General features: G+C 69.8%; 23 protein-coding genes. 10 read left to right on the forward strand and 13 right to left on the reverse strand.

Features of this window, described 5'->3' with window-relative positions; genetic code table 11:
* Positions 1-225 precede the first annotated feature (225 nt).
* The 4 genes from ADL05_RS10470 to ADL05_RS10485 all read left to right on the forward strand — a co-directional run bounded on the left by ADL05_RS10470 (position 226) and on the right by ADL05_RS10485 (position 6,391).
* Positions 226-1,716, forward strand: a complete 1,491-nt coding sequence (locus tag ADL05_RS10470; RefSeq protein WP_231640690.1) for an MFS transporter — start codon at positions 226-228, stop codon at positions 1,714-1,716.
* Complete coding sequence (locus ADL05_RS10475; protein ID WP_053616692.1) at positions 1,713-4,409, forward strand: PEP/pyruvate-binding domain-containing protein; 2,697 nt, start codon at positions 1,713-1,715, stop codon at positions 4,407-4,409. Before ADL05_RS10470 ends, ADL05_RS10475 begins: the two co-directional genes overlap by 4 nt.
* Before the next feature lie 9 nt (positions 4,410-4,418).
* Positions 4,419-5,042 carry a TetR/AcrR family transcriptional regulator gene (locus tag ADL05_RS10480; protein ID WP_053616693.1) on the forward strand — a complete coding sequence of 208 codons (624 nt, stop codon included), beginning with the start codon at positions 4,419-4,421 and terminating at the stop codon, positions 5,040-5,042.
* Between the two features lie 230 nt (positions 5,043-5,272).
* Positions 5,273-6,391, forward strand: a complete 1,119-nt coding sequence (locus ADL05_RS10485) for a DNA cytosine methyltransferase (RefSeq protein WP_053616694.1) — start codon at positions 5,273-5,275, stop codon at positions 6,389-6,391.
* On the opposite strand, the gene ADL05_RS10490 is transcribed toward ADL05_RS10485, so the two are convergent.
* The 8 genes from ADL05_RS10490 to ADL05_RS10520 form a co-directional block, all read right to left on the reverse strand.
* Complete coding sequence (locus ADL05_RS10490; protein WP_082376258.1) at positions 6,347-6,829, reverse strand: very short patch repair endonuclease; 483 nt, start codon at positions 6,827-6,829, stop codon at positions 6,347-6,349. The genes ADL05_RS10485 and ADL05_RS10490 overlap by 45 nt on opposite strands.
* A gap of 8 nt (positions 6,830-6,837) precedes the next feature.
* A complete protein-coding gene (locus ADL05_RS10495; RefSeq protein ID WP_053616695.1) occupies positions 6,838-7,791 on the reverse strand; it encodes a NaeI family type II restriction endonuclease in 954 nt (317 codons plus the stop codon).
* A gap of 30 nt (positions 7,792-7,821) precedes the next feature.
* Positions 7,822-8,496 carry a hypothetical protein gene (locus ADL05_RS10500; RefSeq protein WP_156365797.1) on the reverse strand — a complete coding sequence of 225 codons (675 nt, stop codon included), beginning with the start codon at positions 8,494-8,496 and terminating at the stop codon, positions 7,822-7,824.
* Positions 8,497-8,843: 347 nt separating this feature from the next.
* Positions 8,844-10,031, reverse strand: a complete 1,188-nt coding sequence (locus ADL05_RS10505; protein ID WP_053616697.1) for a restriction endonuclease — start codon at positions 10,029-10,031, stop codon at positions 8,844-8,846.
* 566 nt (positions 10,032-10,597) lie between these two features.
* Positions 10,598-11,350: an NgoMIV family type II restriction endonuclease gene (locus tag ADL05_RS29585; RefSeq protein ID WP_082376259.1), complete on the reverse strand. Its 753-nt coding sequence runs from the start codon at positions 11,348-11,350 to the stop codon at positions 10,598-10,600.
* A 185-nt stretch (positions 11,351-11,535) separates the two neighbouring features.
* Positions 11,536-12,081, reverse strand: coding sequence for an NUDIX hydrolase (locus ADL05_RS10510; protein ID WP_053616698.1), 546 nt, complete (start codon positions 12,079-12,081; stop codon positions 11,536-11,538).
* A gap of 55 nt (positions 12,082-12,136) precedes the next feature.
* On the reverse strand, positions 12,137-12,487 hold the full coding sequence (locus ADL05_RS10515; RefSeq protein WP_053616699.1) for a DUF397 domain-containing protein: 351 nt from the start codon (positions 12,485-12,487) through the stop codon (positions 12,137-12,139).
* Complete coding sequence (locus ADL05_RS10520) at positions 12,484-13,350, reverse strand: helix-turn-helix transcriptional regulator (protein ID WP_053616700.1); 867 nt, start codon at positions 13,348-13,350, stop codon at positions 12,484-12,486. The genes ADL05_RS10515 and ADL05_RS10520 overlap by 4 nt, the downstream gene beginning before the upstream one ends.
* A 244-nt stretch (positions 13,351-13,594) precedes the next feature.
* Between ADL05_RS10520 and ADL05_RS10525 the strand changes: the two genes are divergently transcribed.
* Positions 13,595-14,146: an ATP-binding protein gene (locus tag ADL05_RS10525; RefSeq protein ID WP_231640691.1), complete on the forward strand. Its 552-nt coding sequence runs from the start codon at positions 13,595-13,597 to the stop codon at positions 14,144-14,146.
* A gap of 144 nt (positions 14,147-14,290) precedes the next feature.
* Positions 14,291-14,701, forward strand: coding sequence for a hypothetical protein (locus tag ADL05_RS29590; protein WP_082376260.1), 411 nt, complete (start codon positions 14,291-14,293; stop codon positions 14,699-14,701).
* Positions 14,702-14,786: 85 nt separating this feature from the next.
* Here the strand turns inward: ADL05_RS29590 and ADL05_RS10535 are convergent, their stop codons facing one another.
* Together ADL05_RS10535 and ADL05_RS10540 are read right to left on the reverse strand one after the other, a co-directional pair.
* Positions 14,787-15,143, reverse strand: coding sequence for a hypothetical protein (locus tag ADL05_RS10535; RefSeq protein ID WP_053616703.1), 357 nt, complete (start codon positions 15,141-15,143; stop codon positions 14,787-14,789).
* Between the two features lie 74 nt (positions 15,144-15,217).
* Positions 15,218-15,985 (reverse strand): L,D-transpeptidase, encoded by a 768-nt coding sequence (locus tag ADL05_RS10540; protein WP_053616704.1) that lies wholly within the window; start codon positions 15,983-15,985, stop codon positions 15,218-15,220.
* A 260-nt stretch (positions 15,986-16,245) separates the two neighbouring features.
* Here ADL05_RS10540 and ADL05_RS10545 point away from each other — a divergent pair, with 260 nt between their 5' ends.
* Together ADL05_RS10545 and ADL05_RS10550 are read left to right on the forward strand one after the other, a co-directional pair.
* The gene (locus ADL05_RS10545) at positions 16,246-16,968 is read left to right on the forward strand and encodes a response regulator transcription factor (RefSeq protein ID WP_053616705.1); all 723 of its coding nucleotides are present in this window, start codon (positions 16,246-16,248) and stop codon (positions 16,966-16,968) included.
* 289 nt (positions 16,969-17,257) lie between these two features.
* Positions 17,258-19,315 (forward strand): ATP-binding protein, encoded by a 2,058-nt coding sequence (locus tag ADL05_RS10550; RefSeq protein WP_369800924.1) that lies wholly within the window; start codon positions 17,258-17,260, stop codon positions 19,313-19,315.
* Between the two features lie 352 nt (positions 19,316-19,667).
* On the opposite strand, the gene ADL05_RS10555 is transcribed toward ADL05_RS10550, so the two are convergent.
* The 3 genes from ADL05_RS10555 to ADL05_RS10565 form a co-directional block, all read right to left on the reverse strand.
* A complete protein-coding gene (locus ADL05_RS10555; RefSeq protein WP_053616706.1) occupies positions 19,668-20,438 on the reverse strand; it encodes an ABC transporter ATP-binding protein in 771 nt (256 codons plus the stop codon).
* An 8-nt stretch (positions 20,439-20,446) separates the two neighbouring features.
* Positions 20,447-22,858, reverse strand: a complete 2,412-nt coding sequence (locus ADL05_RS10560; RefSeq protein WP_053616707.1) for an ABC transporter permease — start codon at positions 22,856-22,858, stop codon at positions 20,447-20,449.
* 97 nt (positions 22,859-22,955) lie between these two features.
* Positions 22,956-23,618: a TetR/AcrR family transcriptional regulator gene (locus tag ADL05_RS10565; protein WP_053616708.1), complete on the reverse strand. Its 663-nt coding sequence runs from the start codon at positions 23,616-23,618 to the stop codon at positions 22,956-22,958.
* 261 nt (positions 23,619-23,879) lie between these two features.
* Here ADL05_RS10565 and ADL05_RS10570 point away from each other — a divergent pair, with 261 nt between their 5' ends.
* Both ADL05_RS10570 and ADL05_RS10575 read left to right on the forward strand, forming a co-directional pair.
* Positions 23,880-25,145 carry an MFS transporter gene (locus tag ADL05_RS10570; RefSeq protein WP_053616709.1) on the forward strand — a complete coding sequence of 422 codons (1,266 nt, stop codon included), beginning with the start codon at positions 23,880-23,882 and terminating at the stop codon, positions 25,143-25,145.
* A gap of 76 nt (positions 25,146-25,221) precedes the next feature.
* Positions 25,222-26,259, forward strand: a complete 1,038-nt coding sequence (locus tag ADL05_RS10575; RefSeq protein WP_053616710.1) for a nitronate monooxygenase — start codon at positions 25,222-25,224, stop codon at positions 26,257-26,259.
* The last annotated feature ends 74 nt before the right edge of the window (positions 26,260-26,333 follow it).

Genomic DNA, 26,333 nt, shown 5'->3' on the forward strand with positions numbered 1-26,333 from the left:
ACAGCGGAGGGCGGGGGCAGCCGAACCGCCGACGCTGAGCGCGGCCCGCGCGGGGCGGAGGGCGACCGCGCGGGGCGAAGGGCGACCGCGCGGGGCGAAGGGCGACGAACCGATCGGCAGCCGGCGGAACGAGTCCGCTGAACCCCGCTTGGAAACGTTGCGTTCACTAAAGTAAGGGGCTAGCCTGTTAGAGAACTCATCGTTCTCTACTTGAGGAGGTCCCCCGTGGCTCAGCGAACGACCTCCGTGGCCCTCGCGCTCCCCGGTCTGCTCCTCGCCATGCTGCTGGCCGCCCTCGACCAGACCGCCCTGGCTCCCGCGCTCCCCGAGATCGCGGGCGACCTCGGCGGCATGGAGCACATGCCCACGGTCGTGACCGCCTACCTGGTCGCCGCCACGGCCGTGATGCCCGTCGTCGGCCGGCTCGGCGACCGCTACGGCCGCACACCCCTCATCCAGGCGGCCGTCCTGCTGTTCGTGGTCGGCGCGATCATGGCCGCCACCGCCACCACCCTCCCGGGGTTCGTCACCGCCCGCGTCGTGCAGGGTCTGGGCGGCGGGGGCCTGATGATCGGCGCGCAGGCGATCATCGGCGAGATCGTCAGCCCCCGCGAACGCGGCCGCTACCTGGGGCTGTTCGGCGCGGTGTACATGATCGCGGCGGTGGGCGGACCCCTGTTCGGCGGGATCGTGGTCGACCACCTGTCGTGGCGGTGGATCTTCGCCGTCCACCCGCCGCTCGGCCTGGCCGCCCTGGTCCTGCTGAGCCTCACCCTCCGCCTGCCGCGCCCCGAGGGCCGCCCGCCGGTCGACTACGCCGGGGCCGCCGCCCTGGCCGCGACCGTCGTCGGCGTGGTCCTGGCCGCCGACCGACTCGCCCGCCCCGACGCCTATCCGCCGTGGGCCCTGCCCGCCCTGCTGGTCGGCACCGTCATCGCGCTCGCGCTGTGGGCGGTGACCGCCGTCGTCGCGCGCGACCCCGTGCTGCCTCCGCGCCTGCTGCGCGAGCGGGCGTTCGCCCTCCCGGTCGCGGTGAGCTTCCTCGTCGGCTTCGCCCTGTTCGGCACCCTCACCTACCTCCCCGCGTACGCGCAGGTCAGCCTGGGTACCACCGCCACACGCGCGGGCCTGCTGGTCACCGCGATGATGGCGGGCGCGCTCGTCAGCGCGGTCGTGTCCGGTCGGCTGATCACGCGTACCGGCCACTACCGCCGGTACCCGGTCGCCGGAACCGCCGTCGCGGCGATCGGCCTCGCCCTGCTGGGCCTGGTCGGCGAGCGTCTGGACGCGGGGACACTGACCGCGTTGCTGGTGCTGGTGGGTCTGGGGATCGGTCTGGTGATGCAAGTGGTCCTGCTCGCCGCGCAGAACGCGGTCGACCACGCCGACCTGGGCGCGGCCACCTCCGCCGTCCTGTTCCTGCGCCAGGTCGGCGCGAGTGTCGGTGTGGCGGTCGTCGGCGCCCTGATCACCCGCTTCTTCGGCGCACGCGTTCCCGAGGGCGTCGGCGACCCGCGCGCGCTGTCCCCCGAGGCCATCGCCGCCCTGCCCGAGCCCACACGAGGGCTCGTGGAGTCGGCCTTCGGATCCGCCGTGCCGTCCGCGCTGCTCGCGATGGCACCCCTCCTGGGGCTGGCGTTCCTGCTCGCCCTCGCCTTTCCCGCGCTCCCCCTGCGCACCACGGCCCACACGGCACTCGACAAGGAGTCTCGATGACACACGAACGACTCGTCTCCCCCCTGGCGTCCTTCGGCTCCGCCGACCTCGCCGAGGTCGGCGGCAAGGCCGCCAACCTGGGCGAACTGCTGCGCGCGGGGCTGCCCGTGCCCCCCGGGTTCGTCGTCACCACCGGTGCCTACGCCGCCGCGGCCCGCGCGGTCGGGCTCGACGCGAAACTGGCCGCCGGGTTCGGTGGCGCCTCCGCTCCCGCCACTCCCTCCTCCGCCGTGCCCTCCCCCGCGGTCACGTCTCCCACGTCCGTCGCCCCGGGCACCGGCGACAACGGAGCCGGGGACGACGGCGGCCCGGTTTCGGAAGCCGTCGCCCTCACCGCCGCGCCCGATGCCACGACAGCCGACCCGGCCGGTTCCGACGCACCCGGCCCCTCGGACGCGGCTCCCCTTCCCGACGCAGCCGAACTGCGCGCCGACCTGGAGGGCGCTCCCGTCCCCGACGACCTGCGCGACGCGATCACCGCCGCCTACGCCGCGCTCGGCACCGACGTCCCCGTGGCCGTCCGGTCCAGCGCCACCGCCGAGGACCTGCCCGGCGCCGCCTTCGCCGGGCAGCAGGACACCTACCTCAACGTGATCGGGGCCGACCAGGTGGTGGACGCCGTCCGCCGCTGCTGGGCCTCCCTGTGGACCGACCGGGCCGTGGCCTACCGCCGCGAACGCGCCATCGACCCCGCCGAGGTGCGCATCGCCGTCGTCGTGCAGGCCATGGTGCAGTCCGACGTCGCCGGGGTCATGTTCACCGCCGACCCGGTCACCGGCGACCGCGACCGGGTCGTCGTCGACGCGGGGGCCGGCCTCGGCGAGGCGGTCGTCTCCGGCCTGGTCACGCCCGACCACTACGTCCTGGACGAGCGCGGCACACTGCTCGACTGGTCGCCCGGGCGGGGCGAGGTGGTCGTCCGGTCCGAGGCCGGCGGCGGCGTCGTCCACGGCTCCGGTCCGAGCGGTGAGGCCCGGGAACGCCTGCTCACCGACGAACAGCTGGCCGTGCTCGCCGGGCACGCCCGCGCCATCGCGGAGCACTTCGGCCGCCCCCAGGACATCGAGTGGAGCATCAGCGACGGTCGGACCCACATCGTGCAGGCGCGCCCGATGACGGCCCTGCCGCCTCCGTCCGTCCCGCTCAACCGGCGCCAGCGCCTGCTGGGGGCGGTCCTCACCGAGTACCTCCCCACGCGTCCGTACCCGATGGACGTGAGCACCTGGCTCGGCTTCGGCCCCGCGAAGATGATGCGGGACCTCATGGCCGACCTCGGTGTCGCCGCGGCCTTCGAGAACTACCTCCGCGAGGAGGACGGCGTGGTCGTGGAGCTGGTCCCGCCCGCGCCCCACCCCACACCGCGCGCCCTGCTGACCCCGGTCAAGCTGATCCACCGGGCCCGCAGCTACGACGTCAACACCTGGCGTGAGGACCCCGTCCTCACCCGCTTCCTGCGCGACGCCGACGAGCTGGACGCCCTCGACCTGCCCGCCCTGACCTGGCCGGAACTGCTGCGGGTACCTCAGCGGACCCTCGACCTGATGGGCCCGTCCCGTGAGCTGCGGGCGGCCTACCTGCCCGGCACGGCGATCGCGCTGGGGCGGTTGGTGGCGGCGACCGCGCTGCTGGGTCGGCGGTCGCTCCTGGGCGACCTGCTCGGCGGGGCCCGAACCCGGACGGAGGACGCCAACCAGGCCCTCCAGGACCTCGCCGACCGGGTGCGGTCCGTGCCCGAGCTGCGCGAGCTGTTCGCGACCGCCGACCCGGCCGGGGTGCTGGCCGCCGTCCGCGAGGGGGCCGGCCCCGTGGCCGCGTTCGGCGACCAGCTCGACGCCTTCCGCCGCGAGTTCGGCCGACGCGAGACGGCCACCCCGCTCCTGGTCAGCCCGCCCACGCTCGCGGAGTCACCGGAGAGCGTGATCGGCCTGGTGAGCGTGCTGGTCGACCAGCCGCGGGGCGAGGACCGGGGGTCCCGGTCGGAGCGGGCGCTGGCGCGTCTGCTGACGCATCCGCTCCTGCGGAGCGCACGGGCTCGCAGGCGGATGACCCGGTGGGTGCGCGCCGCCCAGCAGGGCATGGCCTTCCGCGAGGACTCGCACTTCTACTTCACGGCGAGCCTGCCCGCCCTGCGCCGGTCGCTGCTGGAGATCGGCGCCAGGCTGGCGAAGGCGGGGGTGGTGGAGGAGCCCTTCGACGTCTTCCACCTGCGCATGGAGGAGGTCCTGGAGGTCGCCGACGTCGAGGCGATGCCCGCCGAACAGGCCGAACGGCTGCGCTCGCTGGTCCGCGCCCGGTCGGCCAAGCGCGCCGAACTCACCGGCGTGCGCATGGTCGACCCCGCCCGCGTGTTCCCCCCGAAGAACACCGGGAACGCACTGGTCACGGGCACCCCGGCCAGCGCGGGCACGGCGACGGGGACCGCCAGGATCATCCTGGACTCCACGGACTTCCACCGGTTGGACAGCGGCGACGTGCTGGTGTGCCCCTACACGAACCCGTCGTGGACGCCGCTGTTCCAGCGGGCGGCGGCCGTCGTCGTGGACACCGGGGCGGTCGCCTCGCACGCGGCGATCGTGGCCCGCGAGTACGGCATCCCGGCGGTCATGGGCACCGGCACGGGGACCACCACGATCAGCGACGGCGACCGGATCACCGTCGACGGCGGGACCGGCCGGGTCACGCCGGCTTCGTAGGATGCGGACATGGCCGCCGAACCGCAGACCACCGACCACCGCAAGCGCCCGCGCCGCCGCGGCGACGCCCTCATCGCGGCCATCCTGCACGCGACCGTCCAGGAGTTGGAGGAGCGGGGCTACGCGGCGCTGACCATGGAAGGCGTCGCCGAGCGGGCGAGGGCGAGCAAGGCCTCGCTCTACCGCCGCTGGCCCACGCGCGCGGAACTGGTGATGGACGCCGTCTACAGCGTGATGCCCGACCCGGGTGAGCTGCCGGACACCGGCGAGCTGCGCGGCGACCTGATCGCGGTCCTCAGCCGGACGGCCCGGATGCTCGACGGCCCGCCCGGACAGGCCCTGCGCGGCCTCATGGCGGAGGTCCTGCCGTCCCCCGAGCGCGTGGGGCAGGTGCGCGCCCACGCCCAGGGGATGGGCCGCCAGATGATGGAGGAGGTCACCCGCCGGGCCGTTGCCCGAGGGGAGATCAGCCCGGACGCCGTGACCCCCCGCCGCATGGAGGTGGGCCAGGCACTGCTGCGGAACCACTTCCTCTTCCACCACGAACCCATCAGCGAAGAGATGGTCGAGGACATCGTCGACGAAGTCCTGCTCCCCCTCTTCCACACCAGCCCCATGGACTCCGCTACGTAACTACTTATCCACAAAGCGGAGTCGCAGGGTCCGACCGTCTCACTACACGCATAGAATCGCACTTCAGAAACAACCCGGATCCTACGACGTGGACTTTCTCTCCAGGCTCCTGGAAACCGTCCGTGCTCTCATGCCACCATCTAGGCTGGCTGCACTTATCGATCGGGTGTTCGACGAGTGTCATGCCACGGCCACGTTCTGCCGTGGCCGAACCAGCAGGAGGAGTCAGGATGCCGGACGGGGCAGGCGCGTACACGTCAGTGGAGATCTGCGCGGGAGCAGGCGGCCAAGCGGTCGGCCTGCACAATGCCGGATTCCGCCACCGCGCACTGATCGAGGTCGACGCCCACGCCGTCCGGACCCTTGAGCACAACACCCGCAAACACGGCTGGGAGGACTGCGAAATCCTCCCGTGGGACCTGACCGACTTCGAGATGGACGACCTCAAGAAAGTCCTCCGGGACGAGCCCCTCTCCCTGCTAGCCGGCGGCGTGCCATGTCCGCCCTTCTCCCTGGCCGGCAAGCAGCTGGGCGAGGACGATGAGCGCGACCTCTTCCCAGTCATGCTCGACATGGTCGAAGAGCTGGATCCTCGCGCGGTGATGATCGAGAACGTGCGCGGCCTGCTCGAGCCCGAGCACAAGTTCCGCGACTACCGGCTCAGGATCCGCGAGCGGCTGGAGGGCCTGGGATACCGCATCCTGGGCTGGGACGTGCTCGAAGCACGCGACTACGGTGTGCCGCAACTGCGGCCCAGGGCCATTCTGGTGGCCATGAAGGAACCAGAGGCCGCCCACTTCCTGCCGGCCCGGGGCAGTGGGAGGCTCGTCACCGTGGCAGAGGCCCTCGACGAAACCATGCGCATCCGGTTCGGAAAGTCCGCCAAGGGCCTCAAACACTACGAGAAGTGGCGGCGCAAGGCCCAGGAGAAGGGAACCGTCGCTCCCACGCTCGTCGGAGGGTCGAAGAAGCACGGAGGCGCGGACCTGGGTCCGACCCGCGCCAAGCGCGCGTGGTTGGAGCTCGGGATAGACGGCCACGGGGTTGCCGATCCACACGGTCAGACCAAGGACAAGGAACGGGACCTCTACGGGGAGCGGGGTCCGAAGCTGACGGTGCAGCAAGCGGCGATCATCCAGGGCTTCCCCACTGACTGGGAGTTCCAGGGCCGCAAGACGGCCGCCTACCGCCAGGTCGGCAACGCGTTCCCGCCGCCGGTCGCCCAAGCCGTCGGCGAGGCCATCATCCGTGCGCTCCGGGCGTTCGACGCCGATGCCGAACAGCCGGAGGAACAGTTCGAAGGGCTAATCGAGGACCTTGCCCCCCGACAGCTCACGCTTACGCGCTGAGACCGCCTGCGTGACAGCATCAGCGCACTCGGCGGGATCTTGGTGCTCCCAGAACCTCAGGACCAGCCACCCTGCCTCAGCCAGGCGCGCGTCTGTGTCGCGATCCCGCTTGGTGTTCCCGCCGATCTTCGCGTCCCAGTAGTCGGGGTTGGTCTTGGGCGGGACGAAGTGCTCCGGGCACCCGTGCCAGAAGCACCCGTCCACGAAGACCGCCACCCTGGTGGGGCCGAAGAGCAGGTCTGCTGTGCGCCGCATGCCGGGCAGCGGTTTGGCCGCGACCCGGTAGCGCAGCCCTGCCGCGTGTACGAGGTGTCGGATGGCGACCTCGGGTTTGGTGTCCCGGCTCCGGTTGCCGCGCATGCTGCGCCGGTTGGCAGCGGAGGACGCCCAAGAGCCTTCCGGAGCCTGCCAGAAACCGGATTCGTCTGCTCTGTCCACCTACTCAGTCATACCTTCGGAAGTCGGGGAGCTGGTTCGGCTGGATCGGCATCAGTAGCGAGCACCCACCAGTCTCCTGAGATGAGGGCCTTCGGCCTCTCCTCTCCAGTGTGTGTGCCGGCGCGGACCACTCTGGCGGAGACGGATTCTCCGCGTCCGGGCACGGGCAGTCCCAGCTGCTCGGCAATGGCTGCGTGCCCCTTGTACTGCCCGAGGATGATGATCCCCTCTGGGCGAAGACTGGACCGGGACCCGCCGTTGCCGCGGATCCGCTTCATGTAGTCCTCCTGCTGCGCGACCGTGGCCACGACCACCCGCCTGATGAGGATTCCCTGCGCCCGACGGAACAGCTCGTCGACCCGCTTCGTTCCGGACCCGGGTGCGAAGATCGCCTCGACCTCCCCTTTCGGCAGGTGGAGGAGCGCGTTCACCGGCAGCGGCGCGTCGGCGAAAAGCCATTTAACAGCCTGTCGGCCCTGCCTGCTCAGGGTGCGCTTGCCATCTCTGTTGCGGCCTCCGCCCAGCAGCTCCTCACTGGCTCGGACCAGACCCGCCGACCAGCGAGATTCGGTATCGCTGGCCCACAGGACCAGGCAGAGCTTGCCGACGGCCTCGGGCGGGATCATCCACGAGCCGTGCTTCTGCGAATACTTGCAGTCGACGTCGATACCGCAGATGCGGTAGTCCAGCTCCTCACCTCCGGAGAAGTCAAACTTCCGCTGGAGGTTGATCTCCACCAGCGTGCCGAAGTGCGTCTTCTCCGTCTTGTACAGCTGGTCCCACCGGTAGCGCCCGGTGTGCTGTCCGTCTAGGAGCATGTCAAAGGTGCTGCGCAGGGCGTCCGCGAACCGGCGCCCTTCCGGATCAAGGCTGAGCAAGTACTTCGCGACCCGGTCGAGCTCTGCGTCTGGGGCCGTGCCGTCGGCACTCGGCTGCTGGGAGGGGGTATCGAAGAGATGCACGCTACCAATCTATATCGGCACCGAACGTCCCTAGCGTTGGGCGGTCAGGATGCGAAGCTTCCCTGCGCAGTCTTCTACTGCACGGTCGTCAGGGAAATGGACCTCACCCCAGATCGGCTGCGTCGGAATCCCCAGTCCGATGAACTTGAGCCCAGACTCCTCTCCTCCTAAAATCTTCTCAGCTGGCGGCTTGCGCCCTACCTTGCCATTCCGAAATGCATCATTCCTAATATAGAGCGCTACCGATGTGTCTCCGATCCAGGTATCCGTTCGGAAGAGGGCATCCGCCAGCGGGTGGAAGCGAGCGTCCAGTCCCAGCTCGCGGAATCGGGCTACCACATACATCTCACGAACGAACGAGTAGTAGGCGATGCCGATCCGCCAACGCAGCGAGTTCTTCGCCTCCTGCTCGCTGTAGCCGCCCGCGATAGCCTCCTTGATTTTCTCCCAGGCCGGGGTGTGGAACATGGGCTGGAACCGGTCGAGGGTGCTCCACTCGCGGAATTCCTCGAACGAGAACATTCGACCACGCTCTTCAAGGTGGAAGTGGAAGATGTGGGAGAAGGCGAAGTCCGGCCGCCAGTCCCGGATCGACTCAACCTTGTATCCTTGCCCCGGCCTCAGATTGCCGAGAGCATGCTCCGAGGTCAGATTGCGAATCTCTGACGGTACGAGCTTGTAGACCGCTGACGTGCGGTGTTCCATGACCCGCTCCGTCACGTGCGGCTTTCGTCTCCGCCACCGGTCGAACTCTCGTTGGCCCGCTGGTGCCCGGGTGAATTTTCTCAGGACTTCCGCAGAATCTGTAGTGACTTCTCCGCCCATATCCCCTCAGACCTGACGTTCTAGCCTCCAATTCGGACAGCATAGATCAGTGGTCAGACACTCCGAAACGTTGCTGGTGGGGACATAGTTCGAGCGGCCCACAGCAGGAGTCCCGGCTCACGAGCGCAGCCCTGGCGATCTCAAAACCGAACATCGCGCTGGACCGAGCCATGTAGCTGGGCCAATGACGCATGGGCTGCCTCCCTGCCAGCGCTGGTGGCCGACGATCAGGGGAAGGACGTCTGGAGCCATTTCCGGACGTCCTCGGGCGAGCTGAAACCGCGGTCCTGTAGCAGGTCGGCGATGTCTTTGCCGCACATCAGGACGACGGGATGGCGATCGTCACGGACTTCGCTGTAGGCCTGGGTATTGAAGTAAGACGTCGTGACGAACACCCCGAACTGGCGATTGCGGAGCCGTGAGACCAACCGGGCTACATCACGCACGCCCACAGGCGTTCTCTCGCCGTAGCACTTGGCCTCCAGCGCAAATTCGACAGGCACAGGGTCGGCATCAGGCCCCAAGACGTACTCACCGATGGCATCGCGCCCTCCGTCGCGGTAGGGCTGTGTCACCTCACAGCGGCCGGTTGCGGGAGCCTGCATCCTCCACAGTGCAACGGCGCACTCCTCGAAGCCGTGCCAGCGGTCCTTGAAATACTCGGTGATCTCCGCGATGAGTGCTTGCCCATCTGGAGCAGGGGTCTGCTCATCTTTGCTGCGCGTATTCGTCGTGGGCGGCGCCGATAGCGCGATGTACTGGCGGGCCTTGACCCAGGCCAGCCACGCGGCAGGAGCGTTGGGGCCGGTCGTCAGCCCTTCGGATAGCTCCTTGATCCACGCCCGAGTGACGATTGCGGTGTCGAGAACGGTGAAGGCTGCCCGGTAGTTCTGGAAGCGCTGACCGCGTGTGCTCCGCCACAACGCAACAAGTTCATCCTCAGAAGACAGGTCATCGGCGCCTGGTGCGAGAAGACCTCGAAATCGGACATCCCGCCCCTTGCCGACCTTCTGAAACAGCAGAAAGGGCGGAATCCGAGCCCGGTCTCCGGCTGTACCCAGCGCCGTAGAGAACGTATCGCGCAGCAGGCAGTTCCCACCGCGCTGAGTGTCGTGCAAGTCGTGCCCAGGATGGCGGTTATCGCCGTAGTACATGAATCGGCCTGTCTGCACGTCGAGACGGTCTGGCCAATCCGGCTCCCGGCCCGAGCTGTACAGCACAGCCAATTTGACGGTCTTCTTCCAGGGGGAGCCAACAGTTCGGAATCCACCCTGGTTGCCTACCTTTGGAACGATGCGGGCGATCGGGTCATCGCCGCTGTGTCCGGCCACTCCTCCTCGGTACACGGCGTCTAGGAGGAGGTCGCTCTCCGTGAGCGCAGAGAAGGGGAAGGAACGTGCACTGCTGGCTGGCATGCCATGTACTTTATCGCCATACACAGGCGCTTCGCGAACTTATGTCTGTATTTATGCCATATGCGCAGGTCTGGCAGGCAAATCATGCGAAGACCGCCCCTCCTCACCGGCCCACACGGGGAAGTCGGGCGTACCGCAACCAGGCATCGTTCCACGTGGAGGCGCAGGTCAGCGGTAGTGGACAGGCTAAGGTCGTAGCGGTCGCATATCTCGGTCATGCCTCCCCCGTCGGCGCCGGGCCCGGAGAAGCTGAACAGACCCCGCAGCGCGCACCACCGCGACACGGTCTTGGCCGTGAACGTGACCTGGCTGCCGGTGCTGCGCAGATGCACCGGGTCCAGAGGCGTCACTGGGGCCAATGCCGTAGATGCAGCGGCACCCGAGCACCCCTCCCAGACCCGAGTTGCGGCCCCGAAACAGCGGACGCCCCTAGAAGCCATCCCTGGGAATAACCAAAAGAACTGCGCTCTACCCAATCAAATTAACCATCTTGAGGGGCGTTATCCTAGATCTGTCCTCTAAGGATAAAATAGACTACGCACCACGAAGCACAGGGGGCGATCGATTCACCAACGCGCAAGAGTGCCTGGAAGCTCCTCGTAGCTCAATAGACGTCCCTGCTCAACGCATTCGCTCCACGCATCCTTCTGCATGGGATTGGCACAGTCATCAATAGACTGCCGCAATGCATCGAAGGCAACGTGGTAGACAGCGTCTACCTCACCTGTTCCGCGCGCGATCGCAGCCAATCGACTCGGCAGCGGTTCCGCAGTAACCGCGACCAAGTGGGGCTGGCGCCCCCTCCTATGGCGAATCATCTGATTGAATTCGTGTCGGATGTTCTGCACACGATCCGAACGAATCGTCCATTTACAAGAGATGGCGGCGTGCAAAAAAGGACTTCCACCTGCCCCATTGGGCCCAACCATACCTACAGTGACATCCGGCCTGATGAGATAATCTTGACCGATCGTAATTCTGAGCTCCGGGTTAGCCTGAACAAGTTCATCCACCCTCTTTAGGTGAGAATATTGCGAGAAGTATGTGATTAACCGGCCCCGGCCTACTTCCCAGTCCCGCCGAAGCGTATCCTGCGAAAGGAATTTTTTGATGTCATCCCGGACATTATTCTCCAGAATATTTCCTGGATGCTTAGGCGGGTCCACATCGACACCGGGCTCCAGCCCAAGGGCAAGCAGCATCCCTTCAGAAATCAGCGTTGACGCCACGCTGTCGGAGTCTGCGCAGTTCGGAACATATTCATTCTTGCCACTGGGCTTCCTCCAGCCCAGCAGATCCCTCGCGAAGACAGAAGTCATGGAAGCACAGTACCGAACTGAGCGAGCAAGTAGTAAGGCCTTGCCCGCGGCCGCATTTTTGTCCGCGCCAGGCCGAACAACTTTCACTCGTCAGACGAACATGGCGAGATGGTCAGCCATTGTGAACCAGACGTCTTCAAGCTGCTCACAGGCTCGCCTGGCCCAGCTTGCGAAGCTGTGGCCCCTCAGGAAGCGAGGATGTGGAGTAGGGCAACGAGGGTGCCTGAGCTCTGGACACGTCCCTCGGCGATCAAGGAGCGGACCTTGGCTAGGGATACCCACTCGTAGATGCATTCGTCGAACTCGGTCGGATCCGCGACCAGCTCGGCACCACGACCGACGAAGACGTGGTGAGGGCTGCGGACCGTACCGATCATCGGCTCGAACGTGGCGACGTGTTCCACGGAGCCGACCCGGTGACCGGTCTCCTCCAGTGCTTCACGAACAGCGGTCTGCTCCGGCGTCTCCGCAGGATCAAGGAGCCCTCCGGGCAATTCCCATCCCCACACACCGGGCACGAACCGGTGCCGGTAACTCATCAGGACATGTTCTCCAGGATGGTCCAGGATCGCGATCACCGCCGCTGAGGGCAGGGTGACGGTGTGGTGCTCGAATCTGCGCCCGGAGGGCGTGGTGACGTCGGCCTTGCCTAGCCGCACCCACGGGTTGTCGTACAAGGTGCTCTCGCCGTGCACCACCCAGCGGCCCTGGCTCTCTTCGGTCCCGTCCATGCCGTGAAACTACCGCGACGCACAACGACGAGTTCACTCGGCCGCTGGTCCTCCGTCAGCTGACGAGTGTGCCGACAGGGTTGCCGCTGCGGAGTTCTCCGGCTTCGACACCGAGTTTGAAAGCGTCCCATTCGGTCCGGGTGTAGGTGAGGGCCGGGACACCGGGCCTGTTGGTGTCGGTGAGGATGAATCCGCCGTCAGGAAGGAACTCGGCGTGCAGGCGGCCGAAGTTGGTGCCGCCCGTGGCGACCTGGTCCAGGAAGTGATCCCAGGCGGCGTTGGGAACCGTAAGGGTGGGGCCGTGGGGGTTCTTGGTGTCACCGATCTCCGTCACGCCCGGACGCGGGGCACGGACCTGGACGCAAGTCGCTCCCGTGCTGCTGTAGCTCGACTTCGTCCATCTCATTCCGGTTCCTCCAGAATCGCCGTGATCACTGCGGCCGACTGTACCGGCGACAGGGCGGAGGACTGGATCTGGTCGTAGGTCGCCTTGTACACCGCCAGGTCGGTGACACCTTCGACGTAGGTGTTCATGCCCCGGCTGTCGATGTAGACCACGGGCGGCAGGTGGTTTCCGGCGTCGAGGATGGCGAAGGCACCGTCAAGTCCAGCATGCGCACCCGCTGAGTCGGGGATGACCTGGATGTTGATGTTGGGCTTGCGCCCCATGGTGAGCAGGTGGCGGAGCTGATCGTCCCGGGTCTGCTTGCCTCCGATGACACGGCGGAGCGCATACTCCTCGACTATCGACCACAGCTGTAGCGGCTCGGTCTCCCGGTGGAGGGCACGCTGGCGCTCCATGCGCAACTCCACCAGGTACTTGACCTGATCAGGTAGGAGCAGTGGGTTCGCGGCGATCAGCGCACGCGCGTACTCGGGCGTCTGCAGGAGTCCAGGGATCAGGTAGGGGTGCCAGTCCTTGATGCCGATCGCGATCTCTTCGAGTCCCAGGTACCGCTCGAAGTTCTTGCCCGGCAGCTCCTGTTCGGAGGTGTTGGTGCGGTTGCGCCGTGGTCGACGAGACTGCGCGCCGAGTTCGAGCAGTGTGGGCCGAACGTCCTCGCTGACCTTGAGTACCTCGAAGAAGAGGTGCAGGTCCGCCTTGGTGATCGGCGCCTGACCCCGTTCGATCTTCGAGAGCTTGGCGGCTCCGAACCCCATCGCCCTCGCGACCTCGGCGCCGCTCATCCCGGCTTCGCTGCGGAGCTGCTGCAGGGCCTTGCCGAGCAGAAGGCGGCTGGCGATCGGGCCGTGCTGCTCCTGGGGCATGCGTGTTCTCCCTCGGCGTCGGTCGGTCATGCCCAGTATCCCGGCTGGCGGGTCTTCTGGAAGCCATCTCCCAGAGATCTACAAGAAATTTCCTAGAACTAGTTGCTAAGAAATTTCCTGTAGCGCATGATCGATGGCATGCGAGGCGTGTCCGTGAGGACACGGTCGGTGTCCGCTGCTGTGTGTGGCTTTGAGTCGCCGTGGCACGTGGGCCCGAATCCCTGTTCACCGAGGAGAGCCAGCTATGACGAAGTCACGTAGTCGAGGCCCGGGCCAGCCGCCGGACTGGCCTGGAATCCCGACGCCGACGGTCGACCAGAACGGGGACCGGCGGGTGGTGGGTGGGGGCCCGGTACAGACGAGGAACCGGTGGCGCGGAGAGTCCACGGGCTACTTCGACGGGCGAATCGACCAGGTCAGGCGGATCCGCGACTGGTGCCAGAGCGCCATCGGCATGGACGACGAGCGGGCAGCGCCGGTCCTGCTGATCGTCAGCGAACTCGCCACCAACGCGATTCAGCACTCCGCCTCGGGCGCCCGATACGGACGGATCAGGACCACCGTGCAGGTCATGCCCGGCGACATCGTGCTGCTGCGCGTGGTCGACGACGGACCCCGCGTGGGCGGAACGGTGACCCGCCCCTATGTCCCCGGCCGGGTCGGGGGGCCGAGTGTCGGCGGGTACGGCCTGGCGCTGGTCTCCGCGCTCTCCGAGAAGTGGTGGTGGACCGACCACCCCCGGGGGCTGGCCGTGTGGGCGCTCATCGACCCCAATCGCTCGCCCGCCGACGTCTGAAACCCCTGTCGTGGAGGCGAGAAGCGCAGCCCCGCGGGGCCATGGACACTCGCCTCGAACGGCAGACATGAAGATGCCCCGTCCGGTGCGTAGGACCACCGGGCCGGGGCGGGACCACCACCTGAAAGCACCAGGAAGTCATCCATGGATCAGCCTAACGGCCGCCATCGCAGGCCGCATCGAACCCTGGCCGAACAGGTCTGGAATGTCGCGGCCACACTCCTCGCGGCGGCTCTGATGTTCGTCTTCGTACCCCGCCAGCCACATCGGGAACAGTTCGCGCTCCCGCCACTCCCCCAGCGCCGCCCGCTTCCGGCTCCGCACGTACCGATCGCCGAAGCGGGCGAGGCCGAGCCGGATGAGAGCCCGGGCCCGTTGGTGCGCCCCTACATGCCCCCACCGCCGCCGCTCCGACCGTTCGTCCCCCGGCCCCGTGCGCCCGAAGGCGATCTGCTGGCCGCGTCACCGACACCCGCGCTGAGGAGGTCGAGCGATCCGGACGACCTGAGCGACCTCACCGCGGCGATTCGTGCCTATCTCGCGATGACCCGCTGACCGGCAGGTACCCGAGGGGAGCAGAGCAAGCCCGTGGGCCGGTCGGCGGACCGGCCCACGGGTGGGTCACTGGGTCACGTCGGAATCAGCCGGTGTAGTTGGGTTCGGCGGGCTGGGGCTCGGCGGGGACGGCCGGGTCCCACGGGCCCGCTCCGCTCTCCTCCCACTCCGCGATGATCTCCTCGCACGACGCGCCGTCTTCGAGCGCGCCGACGAAGTCCTCCGTGCCCATGCCCGCTGCCCTGGACTCCTCGATCATCGCCCAGCACTCCTCCTCTTCGGGGGTCAGGGGGGCCGCCGAAGGCTGGTCGGGCGCTGCCTCCGCCTCGGAGGGGACCACCGGGGTGGGCTCCGGGGAGGCCTCGTCGGCGAAGACGGGCGTGGCGCCGAACAGGGCCGCCGCCGTGATGCCGGTGACGAGCAGGTAGGACTTCAGTCGCATGGTCGACCTTTCGGTTGTCTGTGTGGTGGAGCGCCGGCGCGGTCGCGCGCGGGCGCGTGAGGCGGAACCGGGCGTCACCCGGAGATCTCGACCGGGGTCCCGATCGGGAGGTTCTCGGCCATCCAGGTGATGTCCTCGTTGGAGACCCGGACGCACCCGTGGCTCACCTGGCGTCCCAGCGCGCTCTCGTCGTTGGTGCCGTGCACCGCCAACTGGCCGGGACCGCCGGCGAAGGTCTCCAACGACTCGGAGAACCCGCTCAGTCCGAACGCGTACTCGCCGTAGGGGCCGTCCGGGTCCGGGGGCTGGAGGAGTTCGGTGAAGTAGTACCGGCCCGGCGGGGTGGGCGTCTCGTTCTCGCCCGTACCGATCACACCGGTACGCACTTCGTCCTCGCCTTCGAGGACGGTGAACTCGAACGCCGCCATGTCGATCTCCACGCGGAAGTCGGTGCCGCTCAGGGACACCTCCTCGCTGCGCACCCACCCGGTGGTGCCGTTCGGGCGGACCGGTAGGAGGACCTCCAGCCACTCGCCCTCGTTGCTCTCGACGAGGAAGGCGCGCTCCTCCCCGAAGTCGTTCGGGCTCGCGAGCGTCTCCAGTACCTCGTCCCCGTCCTTGTCCGCCAGCACCTCGATCTGGGCGCCGGTGACCGTGGCGATCTCGGCGCCGGGCGGGGCCGCCGCCTCCTCCGAACCCGCGGTGTCGGCGCCGGTGTCCTCCTCCGGAGATCCGGACGAGCAGGCCGTCAGCGCGGCCAGGAGCGCGGCCGCCGCCAGTGGCGGCAGGACCGAGCGGGGCCCGGTCCGTGCCGGGTGCGGAGCGAGCGGAGATCGGAGCATGGGGAACCATCCGGGTTCTTCTCACGGGAGGCGGCCGTTCGGGCGTCACCCGGTTCCCGGCCGCGAGGGGAACATGTCCGGCGGAGCGCGCCTCCGCCGGACGACCCGAACACTGGCGCACGAATGTGAAGAAGTCGTGTGCCCGTGGTGTGCCCGCGATGTTCTGACCTGCGGCACCGTCTCCGCCCCCTGATGGGCCCCGGTCAGGGGCACATACGATCGGTCCGCACCCGAGGTTCGGAGGTGGCCACGTGGCCCATGTGCTCGTCGCCGAGGACGACGTGAACCAGGCGGACCTGATCCGGCGATACCTGGAACACGAGGGACACCGCGTGTGCGTGGTCCACGACGGGCGCGCGGCCGTGGCCGCGCACCACCGCGACCGCCCCGACCTGGTGGTGCTGGACGTGATGATGCCGGTCATGAACGGTCTGGAGGCGTGCCGCGCGCTGCGCGCGGAGTCCGACGTCGCGGTGCTGATGCTCACCGCCCGCGCCACCGAGGAGGACCTGTTGACCGGGCTCGACCTCGGGGCGGACGACTACGTCACCAAGCCGTACAGCCCGCGCGAGCTGATGGCGCGCGTGCGCACCCTGCTGCGCCGGGCACGGCGTCCGGTCCGCGGCACGGAGGGGGAGGGCGCGGTCGAGGAGGCCGATCCCGTGCTGCGCGCGGGAGCGCTGGCGGTCGATCCGGCCCGGCGGACCGTCCACCTCGGCGGGGAGCCGGTGTCCTGCACGCGGGCCGAGTTCCAGCTGCTCGCGGCGCTGGCGGCCCAGCCCGGGCGGGTGTTCACCCGCGCCCAACTCCTGGAGCACATCCACGGCATCAGCCGGTTCATCACCGAGCGCACCATCGACGTGCACGTCAAGAACCTGCGCCGCAAGCTCGAAGCGAACCCGCGCAAGCCCGCGCTGCTGGTCACCGTGTACGGGGTCGGATACAAGCTGAACGGATCCGCCGATGGCACCGCCCCGGCGTAGGCCGGAACCGCCGGGCGACGACGAACCCGAGCGCTCGGCACGGTCGACGCCCGCCTCCCAGCCGGGTTCACGACCACCGTCGCACTCACGACCTCCCTCGCACGCACGGACACAGCCGCGGGCACGGTCATGTCCGCAGACACGGGCGCGGGCACGGTCATGGCGACGGGCGTCGCGGGCCGCGCGACCGCCGCGCAGGACCGCGCTGCGCCACAGCCTGCGAGCCCGACTGCTGGCCAGTTCGGTACTGGTCGCGGTCTGCTCCATCACGGCGACCGCGTGGCTGGCCGTGCAGGGGACGTCGGAGTCGCTCAGCGTCGAGCAGGGCGAGACACTGGCCGCCGACACCCGCATCCACGACGAACTCGTCGGCTACGCCGCCACCCACCCGGGGTGGGAGGGCGTCGGCGCCACCGTGCGCGAACTCTCCGAGCAGACCGGGCGGCGGATCGCGCTGGCGACGGAGAACCGCCGCCTCATCGCCGACTCCGGGGCGGACTCCGAGGCCCCGCTCCCGCCTCGCGCCTCCTCCGTCGTGGACGCGCTCGCGGTCGACGTGACGCTGGTGCCCGAGGGCGTGGACCGCATCGATCCGCGCGCGGTCGGCCCCTTCGCCCTGACCTCAGAGGAGCGGGAGGAGCTGCTCGCGAGCGCGCGGGAGGGCGCCGCCTGCCTCACCGAGCTGTACGGGATCACCGCCGAGGTGGAGGTCGGGCCGAGCGGACGGCCGTACGTGACCGCTCCGGAGGCCGACGAGTTCGTCCGGGCCGACTGCGGGGTCGACCTCCTGGACGAGCCGGTCGCGAGCGAGCGCGCCGCGTTGGAGGACCTGGCCGGGATCGCCGAGTCGTGCCTGGCCCCGGCCGGTGCCGGGGTGGAGTTCCGGATGGACAGCGCCACCAGCGTCCCCGTGGCCGTGCCCGCGGGTGCCGCGGCCGACGGAGCCATGAGCGGCGCCGGCGTCGGCGCCGGACCCGACGCCGCGGTCCCCGAGAGCCAGGGGTCCGCCGCGGACCCGCCCGCGGACGAGGCCCGCGCGCCCGTGGAACCCGACGCCCCCAGCCCGCCGCTGGCGGAACCCACCTCTGAGGCGTCGGCCCCGCAGGATTCCGGGGAGGCGGGCTCGAACGCGGGACCGATTGAGGAGCCGCTGGAGCCCACCCCGGACGAGGAACGGGTGCTGGAGGAGGAGCGGGCGGCCGAGGCGGAGGCGTCGGAGGAGGGGCGGCCGGCCCTGGAGGAGGGGCTGCCGTCCCCTGCGCCGGATCCGTGGGCCCCGGTGTCACCGGAACTGGACCAGCACAGCGCCGACTGCGTCGACTCCGCCCGGCGCGAACTACTCGACCCCTACGTCGCCCCGGCCGCCCTGCTCTTCATCGACGACCCCGCCGAGGACCCGGCCGCGGGTCTGTCCCTGTCGCGTGAGGGCGTGCTCCGGGTCTCCAGCGTGGTGCTGCTGGTCCTGGTGCTGACCGTCGGGGTGAGCGTGACGCTCTCCACGCGGCTGGCGCGTCCCGTCCGCGCCCTCACCGACGCGGTGCTGCGGATGCGCGCGGGCCAGGGAGCGGGGCGGGTCGAGGTGCGCGACGCCGGTGAGCTCGGCCAGTTGGCGGCGGCGTTCAACGAGATGTCCGAGCACCTGGAGCGCCTGGAGGAGCAGCGCAAGGCCATGGTCAGCGACGTCTCCCACGAGCTGCGGACTCCGCTGAGCAACCTCCGGGGCTGGCTGGAGGCCGCCCAGGACGGGGTGGCGGACCTCCAGCCGGAGCGGATGGAGATGCTGGTGGGCGAGACACTGCTGCTCCAGGCGATCATCGACGACCTCCAGGACCTCGCGCTGGCCGACGCGGGCAAGCTGCGGCTGTCGCCGGAGCCGGTGGCGGCCGGGGCCCTGGTCGAGCAGGTCGTGTCGAGCTACCGGCTGCGCGCGGACGAGGCCGGGCTGCGCCTGGACTCCGAGACGGACGAGGTCGTGCTGCGGGCCGACCGGACGCGTTTGGCCCAGGCCGTGGGGAACCTGGTCGGGAACGCGCTGCGGCACACCTCCTCCCCCGGGAGCGTCACCGTCCGGGCGCGGCGCGAGGGGGCGGACGCGGTGTTCGAGGTCGCGGACACGGGCGCCGGGATCGGGCCGGAGGACCTGCCGCAGGTGTTCGACCGGTTCTGGCGGGCGGAGAAGTCCAGGAGCAGGCAGACCGGCGGGAGCGGCCTCGGGCTGGCCATCGTGCGCAACCTCGCCGAGCTGCACGGCGGTTCGGTCACGGTGGAGAGCACGGTCGGCGTCGGCTCGACGTTCACCCTCCGCCTCCCGCTGTCCGGCCCGGCGGAACCGACGCGCTCTCACTGAGACCGGCCGGAAGCGACGCGCCCCGGCCCCGGTCAGGGCCCCGCAGGCATGGCCGCTCCGCCGGAGCCACACGGGACACTCGGAACCGCGCAAGCCACAGGAGCCGCACGGGCGCATGACCGCACGAGTCACACCGGCCGCACGGGCCACAGGGCGCATGACCGCACGAGTCACACCGGCCGCACGGGCCACAGGGCGCATGACCGCACGAGCCGTACGGGCCACACGAGCCGTACGGGCCCACGGGCCCACGAGCCGCACCGGCCACACGAGTCACACCGGCCGCACGGTCCGCACGAACCTACAGGCCCGTGGGCCGCACGAATCGCACGAACCGCACAGGTCGGCGGGCTCAGAACCCCATGTCCCTCAGCCACGCGTACAGGTCGTCCTCGCGGCGCGAGGACTCCTCCGCGCTCCACGTCCCCAGCGCGCGGGAGTCCACCACCAGCCCGTCCCGGAGGTAGATCACCCGGTCGCCCCGGGCGGCGCAGGCGGGGTCGTGCGTCACCATGACGATCGTCGTCCCCTCACGGTGCACACCGGTGAGCGCGTCCATGACCTCGGCCGACATGCTGCTGTTGAGCGCGCCGGTCGGCTCGTCGGCGAAGAGCACGGCCGGTTCGCTCACCAGGGCCCGGCAGATCGCGGCCCGCTGCAACTGCCCTCCGGAGACCTGGGTGATGCCGTGCGAACCGACGTGCGCGATGTCGAACCGCTCCAGGAGGGCGTCGACGCGGGAGGCCGCGGCGGCCTTCTGCCTGGGAGCGGCCTTGAGGGCGGGCAGGAGGATGTTGTCCCGGATGCTCAGGTTGGCCAGGAAGTACGCCTGCTGGAAGATGAACCCCATCCGCGTCAGCCGGACGCGGCTCATCTCGGCGTCGCCCAGGGAGGTCAGGTCCCGCCCCTCCAGGGACACGCTGCCGCCCGTCGGGCGGTCCATTCCGCTGACGTTGTAGAGCAGGGTCGACTTCCCTGATCCGGACGCGCCCATCACGACGAGGAACTCGCCTCGCCCGACGGCCAGGTCGACGCCCTTGATGACCTGGCTCGGCGGGTCGGTGGAGTAGTAGGTCTTGGTCAGTTCCCGGGATTGCAGCATGGTGCCGCCGGCGTTCGACATCGGTGTTCCTATCCTCCTGTGAGCCACGCGCTCTTGTCGGCGCGGCGTAGCCGTGCGGTGCGCAGGACCGCGCCGAGGTATCCGGCGCCGATCAGGACGGCCGGGTAGGCCGCGTACACGAGCACCGGATTGGTGATGAACTCCAGGTCCACGATCCCCAGCCCGGACAGGTCGAGGAGCATGCTGACGAGGGACTCCCCCGCCGTCGCCGCGAACACCAGTCCGAGCACGGTGCCCAGGGCAGCCGCCAGGAGAGTCTTCACGCGTACCTGCGCGATGATCTCCCTGGTGGAGAAGCCGATGGCGGACAGCAGACCCATCCTGGTCCGCTCCCTGGTCAGGCGCAGTTCGAGGAACATGACCGTGATGACCGACGCGACGCCGAGCCCGAACACACCGGCCAGGACCGCGGTGCTCTGGAAGGACCCGGTCAGGTTCGACAGCGTCTGCCGGGTGTATTCGGGCATCGGGAGCACGGAGGCGTCCGCGAAGCGCTCGTCGTACTCGGCCGCGACGGCGTCGGCGTCCACTCCGTCGACCGCGTCCGCGTAGACCACGTGGCCGACCGCGCCGGTCGGCGCATCGCCGTGCAGCTTGGCGCCGTACCCGCCTCCGGTGATGCTCTGGTAGACGCCGCTGACCGCGACCGTGGTGGGTTCCCCGTCCCGGTGGATGGTCAGGTCGTCCCCGACCGCGACGCCGTACTCGTCCGCGGCCAGAACGGAGAGGGCGATCTGTCCGGGGCCCGGGCGCTCGCCGCGGAAGAACTCGATCGTGTCGCCGGAGTAGTCGCCCACCTCGACCCGCAGGAGGTCCCGTACCTCCTCCCCGTCGACCGTGACGTCGACCTCGTAGGTCACGTCGGCGAAGGTGCGCACATCCGTCAGCCGGTCGTCGCCCTCCATCTCCGCGAGCACGTCGTCGCGCGCGCTGTCGAGATCGTCGATGAACCGCAGGTCGGCGCGCACGTCGACCTCCGGAACCCCCATGTACGTGACGAAGCGCGGGCTCTCGAACGTGTTGAGCATGTTCATGGGGAGCACCATCATGACGGCCGCGAGGAGGAAGACGAGCGGGATGAGCACCCACTGTCCGGCCTCGGCGCGCAGGTCCGTCAGGAGCAGGCGTCCGCCGAGGTTCCCGCCCCGGTACGCCGTCAGGCTGCTCCGCCGAACCCGCCTCGCCTGCCGCCTGGTGCGCCGGGCGGTCTGCCGCTCGTCGTGGACGCTGCCGTGCACCAGGGCGCTGACGACCTGGATCCGTCGGACCCCGCTGAGGACTCCACGGCAGATGCCGATGACGATGACGTAGACGAGCACGAGGGCGAGCACGGGCGCCAGGACCGTGGCCGCGCCGACCGGTGCCTCGATGTAGTTCACCTGGATGCCGCGCGTCAGCAGGCCGGTGGCGGCGACGGCCAGGGCTCCGCCGACGACGCACGCGAGAAGGGTCATCACGCGGTACTTCGGCAGGTACAGGCCGGTGATCGTCCTGTGCGGGAGGCCGATGGCCTTCATCGCACCGATCTCGCGGACCTCGTCCTCCAGCGTCCCGCGGATCACGAAGCGCAGGTTGAGCAGCGCGATGGCGATGAGGACCAGGCTCGCGAACACCAGGGCGATCGCCACGAGGCCGTCGCTGAGCACGTAGATCATGAGCATCAGCCGGTAGGTGACCGCCTGACCGTCCCGCGACAGCGCGTCGTCGGACTCGTACGCCCGCTGGACGTCCGCGGCGGCGTCCACGTCCGTCAGACGGTACTCGACGATGATCTCGGGGACGCCGCCGCCGGCCTCCTCCAGGTCACGCCGGTCCTCCTCGGCGACCAGGAACCGTGTGGAGGAGGACAGCGAGGACGCCATCTGGGCGTCGCGCACGAACCCCTGGACCTCCAGGTCGCGGGGCCCGGACTCGGTCGCCACGGTGAGTTCGTCGCCGACCTGGAGTCCGTACTCCTGCTGGTAGGCCACGGGAACGTAGACCTCGCCGGGGGCGGGTCGCGGTATCGCCCCGGCCTCGTCCAGCAGGAAGTCGAACTCCGTGTTCTGCGACACGAAGAGGTTGTCGATCAGGCTGTCGGAGAGGTCGCCCGACTCGCCCGTCGCCGGGCGGTGCCAGGCGATGGCGGCGCTGTCGAAGCCGACCATCTCCTCGATGAGCCACTCCTCGACCTCCGGGTGCTCCTCGGCGAACCGGTCCAGCTCGGCCGGGTCGTAGTCGCCCATGTGCATCTGGATGAAGTGCGGTGCCCGCGCCTCGGCGAAGAGCCGCTCGACCGATCCGAACAGGCGCTCCATCACCATGGCTCCGGTGGCCATCATGAACGCGCTCAGGACGAGGATCACGACGAGCGCGGCGTTGACGCCCTTGTTCCGCCTCAGGTCGTTGGCGGCGTAGCGGAGCTTCAGTGAGTTCCTCACGACCCCACCCCGCCCCTATCCCGCACGTGCCGTTCCTGGAGGGTTTCCATGGTTCCTGTGCCCTTCACTCGGGGGATGACGGGCGGCGTGGCCGGCGTCATCGCGGTCGCTCGCCGGGATCGGGAGCGTGCCGCCAGCCGTCGACGAACGCGCGCAGCCCGCGCTCGTACGCCCGGTCGGGGTCGTGTTCCCAGCCGTCGGCGAGCACGGCCGCCAGGTGCGGATGGGTCGTAGGGTTCAGCCCCGGGTCGCTGGGCTGGTCCGTCTCTCCGCCGACGGGCTCACCCGCCTCGGCCAGGACGTGCCCGGTGGTGTAGGTCACCAGGATGTTCAGCAGCTCGGCGGTGTCGGCGTCCGGGGGCATCCCGGCAGCGGCCAGGCGGCCGAGCATCCGTTCCAGGAGGGCGAAGAGCTCGGGCCCGGCCACGGGGCGGGTGCCCAGGATGACGACGGCGCGCGGATGGGCGCGGAGCGCGTCGCGGAGGGAGCGCATGACCCCGACGAGCTCCTCCCGCCAGGTGCCCGCGACGTCGATGCCGTCGACGTCGACGGACCGCCAGACCACCTCGGTGATGCCGTCGAACAGGGCGGACTTGTTCGGCACGTGGCGGTACACCGCCATCGGGTCCACCCCGAGTTCGGCGCCCAGCCGCCGCATGGTGAGTTTCTCCGGGCCCTCGCGGTCCACGATCGCGAGCGCGGCACGCAGAACGGAGTCGCGGGACAGCGGCGGTCGGGCGGGCGGTGGCGCGTCGCTCATGGATGCCTCCTGTCACGGTGCCGTGGCGGAACGGTGAACCGTTGCCGCGGCCCGATGTCTACTTTGTAGTCTACTTAGTAGAAAAAGTCTACTATTGCTGGTCAGAGCGTTATCCACGAGATCGGCGGCGGCACCGCCAGGGAAAATACGTGGCTCGCGGAAAGAACGCCGTGCTAGCGTTTCACGTCACTCGCGGAGATTCTCACGTCACCCGTCGAAACCGGTCTCCGTGGGCGACCACGCGAAACGGAAAGTCCCGCCATGGACGCAGATACGGCATCGGACGCCATTCCCCTGCGCACCCGATACGTCCTCTTCTCGCTGTTCTCGGTGTCGGCCGACTTCGTCTACGGGGCGGTCTTCGTCACCGTTCTCCTCGGCAGGGGCGTGGAGCCGTGGGCGCTGGGGTCGATGCTGGCCGCCAACATCGCGCTGGGCATGGTGCTGGAGGCGCCGAGCGGGGCGCTGGGCGACCGGTACGGGCACCGCCGGCTGCTGTGCGCGGGCCTGGCGGCGTGGGGTGTCGGATTCGCCGTGTTCGGGGGCGCCGAGGGGCTTCCGGCGACCGTGCTCGGCCTGGCCCTGGGCGTGTGCGGGCACAGTCTGCAGTCGGGCACGCTCACCGCGATCGTGGTCAACCGGATCGGCGACCACGCCCGGGTCCGCCGGGTGCGGCGCGCGGTGCGGTGGGGGCAGGTCGCCTCCCGCGGCGGCTCGGTGCTGGGCGCCGGGGCCGTGCTGGTCGGCGGCACGTGGGCGCGGGCCGACACGCTGGTGCTGGCCGCCGGGGCGGCCCTGGTGGTGCTCGCGGCGCTGACGCCGTTGTGCCTTCCCGCGGACCGGCGGCGGCCGGGACGCCCGGTCCTGGCGATCCTGCGCGAGTCGGCCGCGACCATCACGGGTCGGCGGTTCCGGCCGCTGGTGTTCCTGGCGGTGTCGACGGGCGCGGTGATGGCGACGCTCATCATGGCGTGGCAGCCGCTGCTACTGGCGGCCCACGGCGAGGACGTGCGCCGCAACGGGCTGGTGCTGCTGGTCATGACGCTCGGGCTGATGGCGGGAGCGGCGTGTTCGCGCTTCACCGACCGGTTGCGGCCCCAGGTGTGGGGCCCGGTGTTCGCCCTGGCCACCGGGGTGCCCCTGGTCCTGCTCGCCTTCGGGTGGCTTCCGCTGGTGCCCGGCCTGGTCGTCGCCGAGTTCTTCCTCGGCGTGACGGGGGTCGTCTCCGCCGCCTGGCAGCAGCTCATGTACGCGGACGCCAACCGCAACACGATGTTCTCCGCCATGGCGGTCGTCAGCGGTGTCACGTACGCGGCGACCCAGTGGTGCTTCGGCTGGTTGTGGGAACTGGGCGGACTCCCGGTGGCGATCTCCGTCCTGGTGGCCGTGAGCGCGGTCGCCGCACTGCTGACGCCGCTCTCGGCCCGTTTCCTCCCCGCGTCGGTCCAGGTGGAGGCGAGGCCGGGGGCACCGCGGTCGGAGGGACCTCAGGCGGTGGAACCGAGGCCGGACGACCGGCCCGGCTGAGGGATCCGGCCCCGTGCCGGGGCCGGGAGGAGGGTCCCTGTTAGCCTTCCGGCACCGACGTGGGAGGCGGGACGGGATGGCTCTGGAGGATCTGCTCGGGGAACGGCCGCTGGTCCAGGCACCGATGGCCGGCGGGGCGTCCACACCCGCGCTGGTGGCCGCGGTCGCGGCGGCCGGGGGCACCGGCTTCCTGGCCGCGGGCTACCGGACGGCCGAGGCGGTCGCCGACCAGGTCCGCGCGGTGCGCGAGGGCGGTACGTCCGCGTTCGGGGTCAACGTGTTCGTGCCCTCCCCCGCCGTCGCCGCTCCAGGGGAACTGCGCGACCTGCGGGCCGGGCTCGCCCCCGAGTCGCGCCGGTACGGCGCCGAGCCCGGCGAACCGCTGCACGACGACGACGAGTGGCGCGCCAAGATCGACCTCTTGTGCGAGCTGGCCGTCCCCCTGGTCACCTTCACGTTCGGCTGTCCGGACTCCGCGGTCCTCGACCGGCTGCGGCGCGCGGGCTCGGCCACGATGGCCACCGTGACCACGGTCGAGGAAGCGCGCACCGCGGTGGAGCGGGGCGCGGACGGGGTCTGTGTCCAGGGCCTGGAGGCCGGCGGGCACCGGGCCTCCTACGATCCGCGCACCGGCGGGGACCGGCCGCTGTCCGACCTGCTGCCGGACGTGGTCGCGGCGGTCGACGTCCCGGTCGTGGCCGCCGGAGGGCTGATGACCGGGGACGACGTCGCGGACGCCCTGGCGGCCGGGGCCCGCGCCGCCCAGCTGGGCACGGCGTTCCTGCGCTGCCCCGAGAGCGGCGCCCAGCCCGCGCACAAGGCGGCCCTGGCCGATCCCGGCTTCACCGAGACCGCCGTGACCTGGTCCTTCACCGGCCGCCCGGCACGAGGGCTGGTCAACCGGTTCATCCGGGAACACCCCGGGCGGCACTACGCCTACCCGGAGCTGCACCACATGACCAGGCCGCTGCGGTCGGCGGCCGCCGCGGCGGGCGATCCCGGCGGCATGGCGCTGTGGGCGGGACAGGGGTTCCGCGCGGCGGAGGAGCGGCCCGCCGGAGAGGTCGTCGCACGGCTGCGCGACGAGGCGGCCGCCCGCGGGGCGCGGATCTGAGGCGGCCGGCCCCGCTGAACGGCCGACCGACCCGCACCAACCGGTGTTCACGGGGATGCCGACCGGGGAACACT

It is taken from the genome of Nocardiopsis sp. NRRL B-16309, from assembly GCF_001279585.1.
Lineage (GTDB): Bacteria > Actinomycetota > Actinomycetes > Streptosporangiales > Streptosporangiaceae > Nocardiopsis.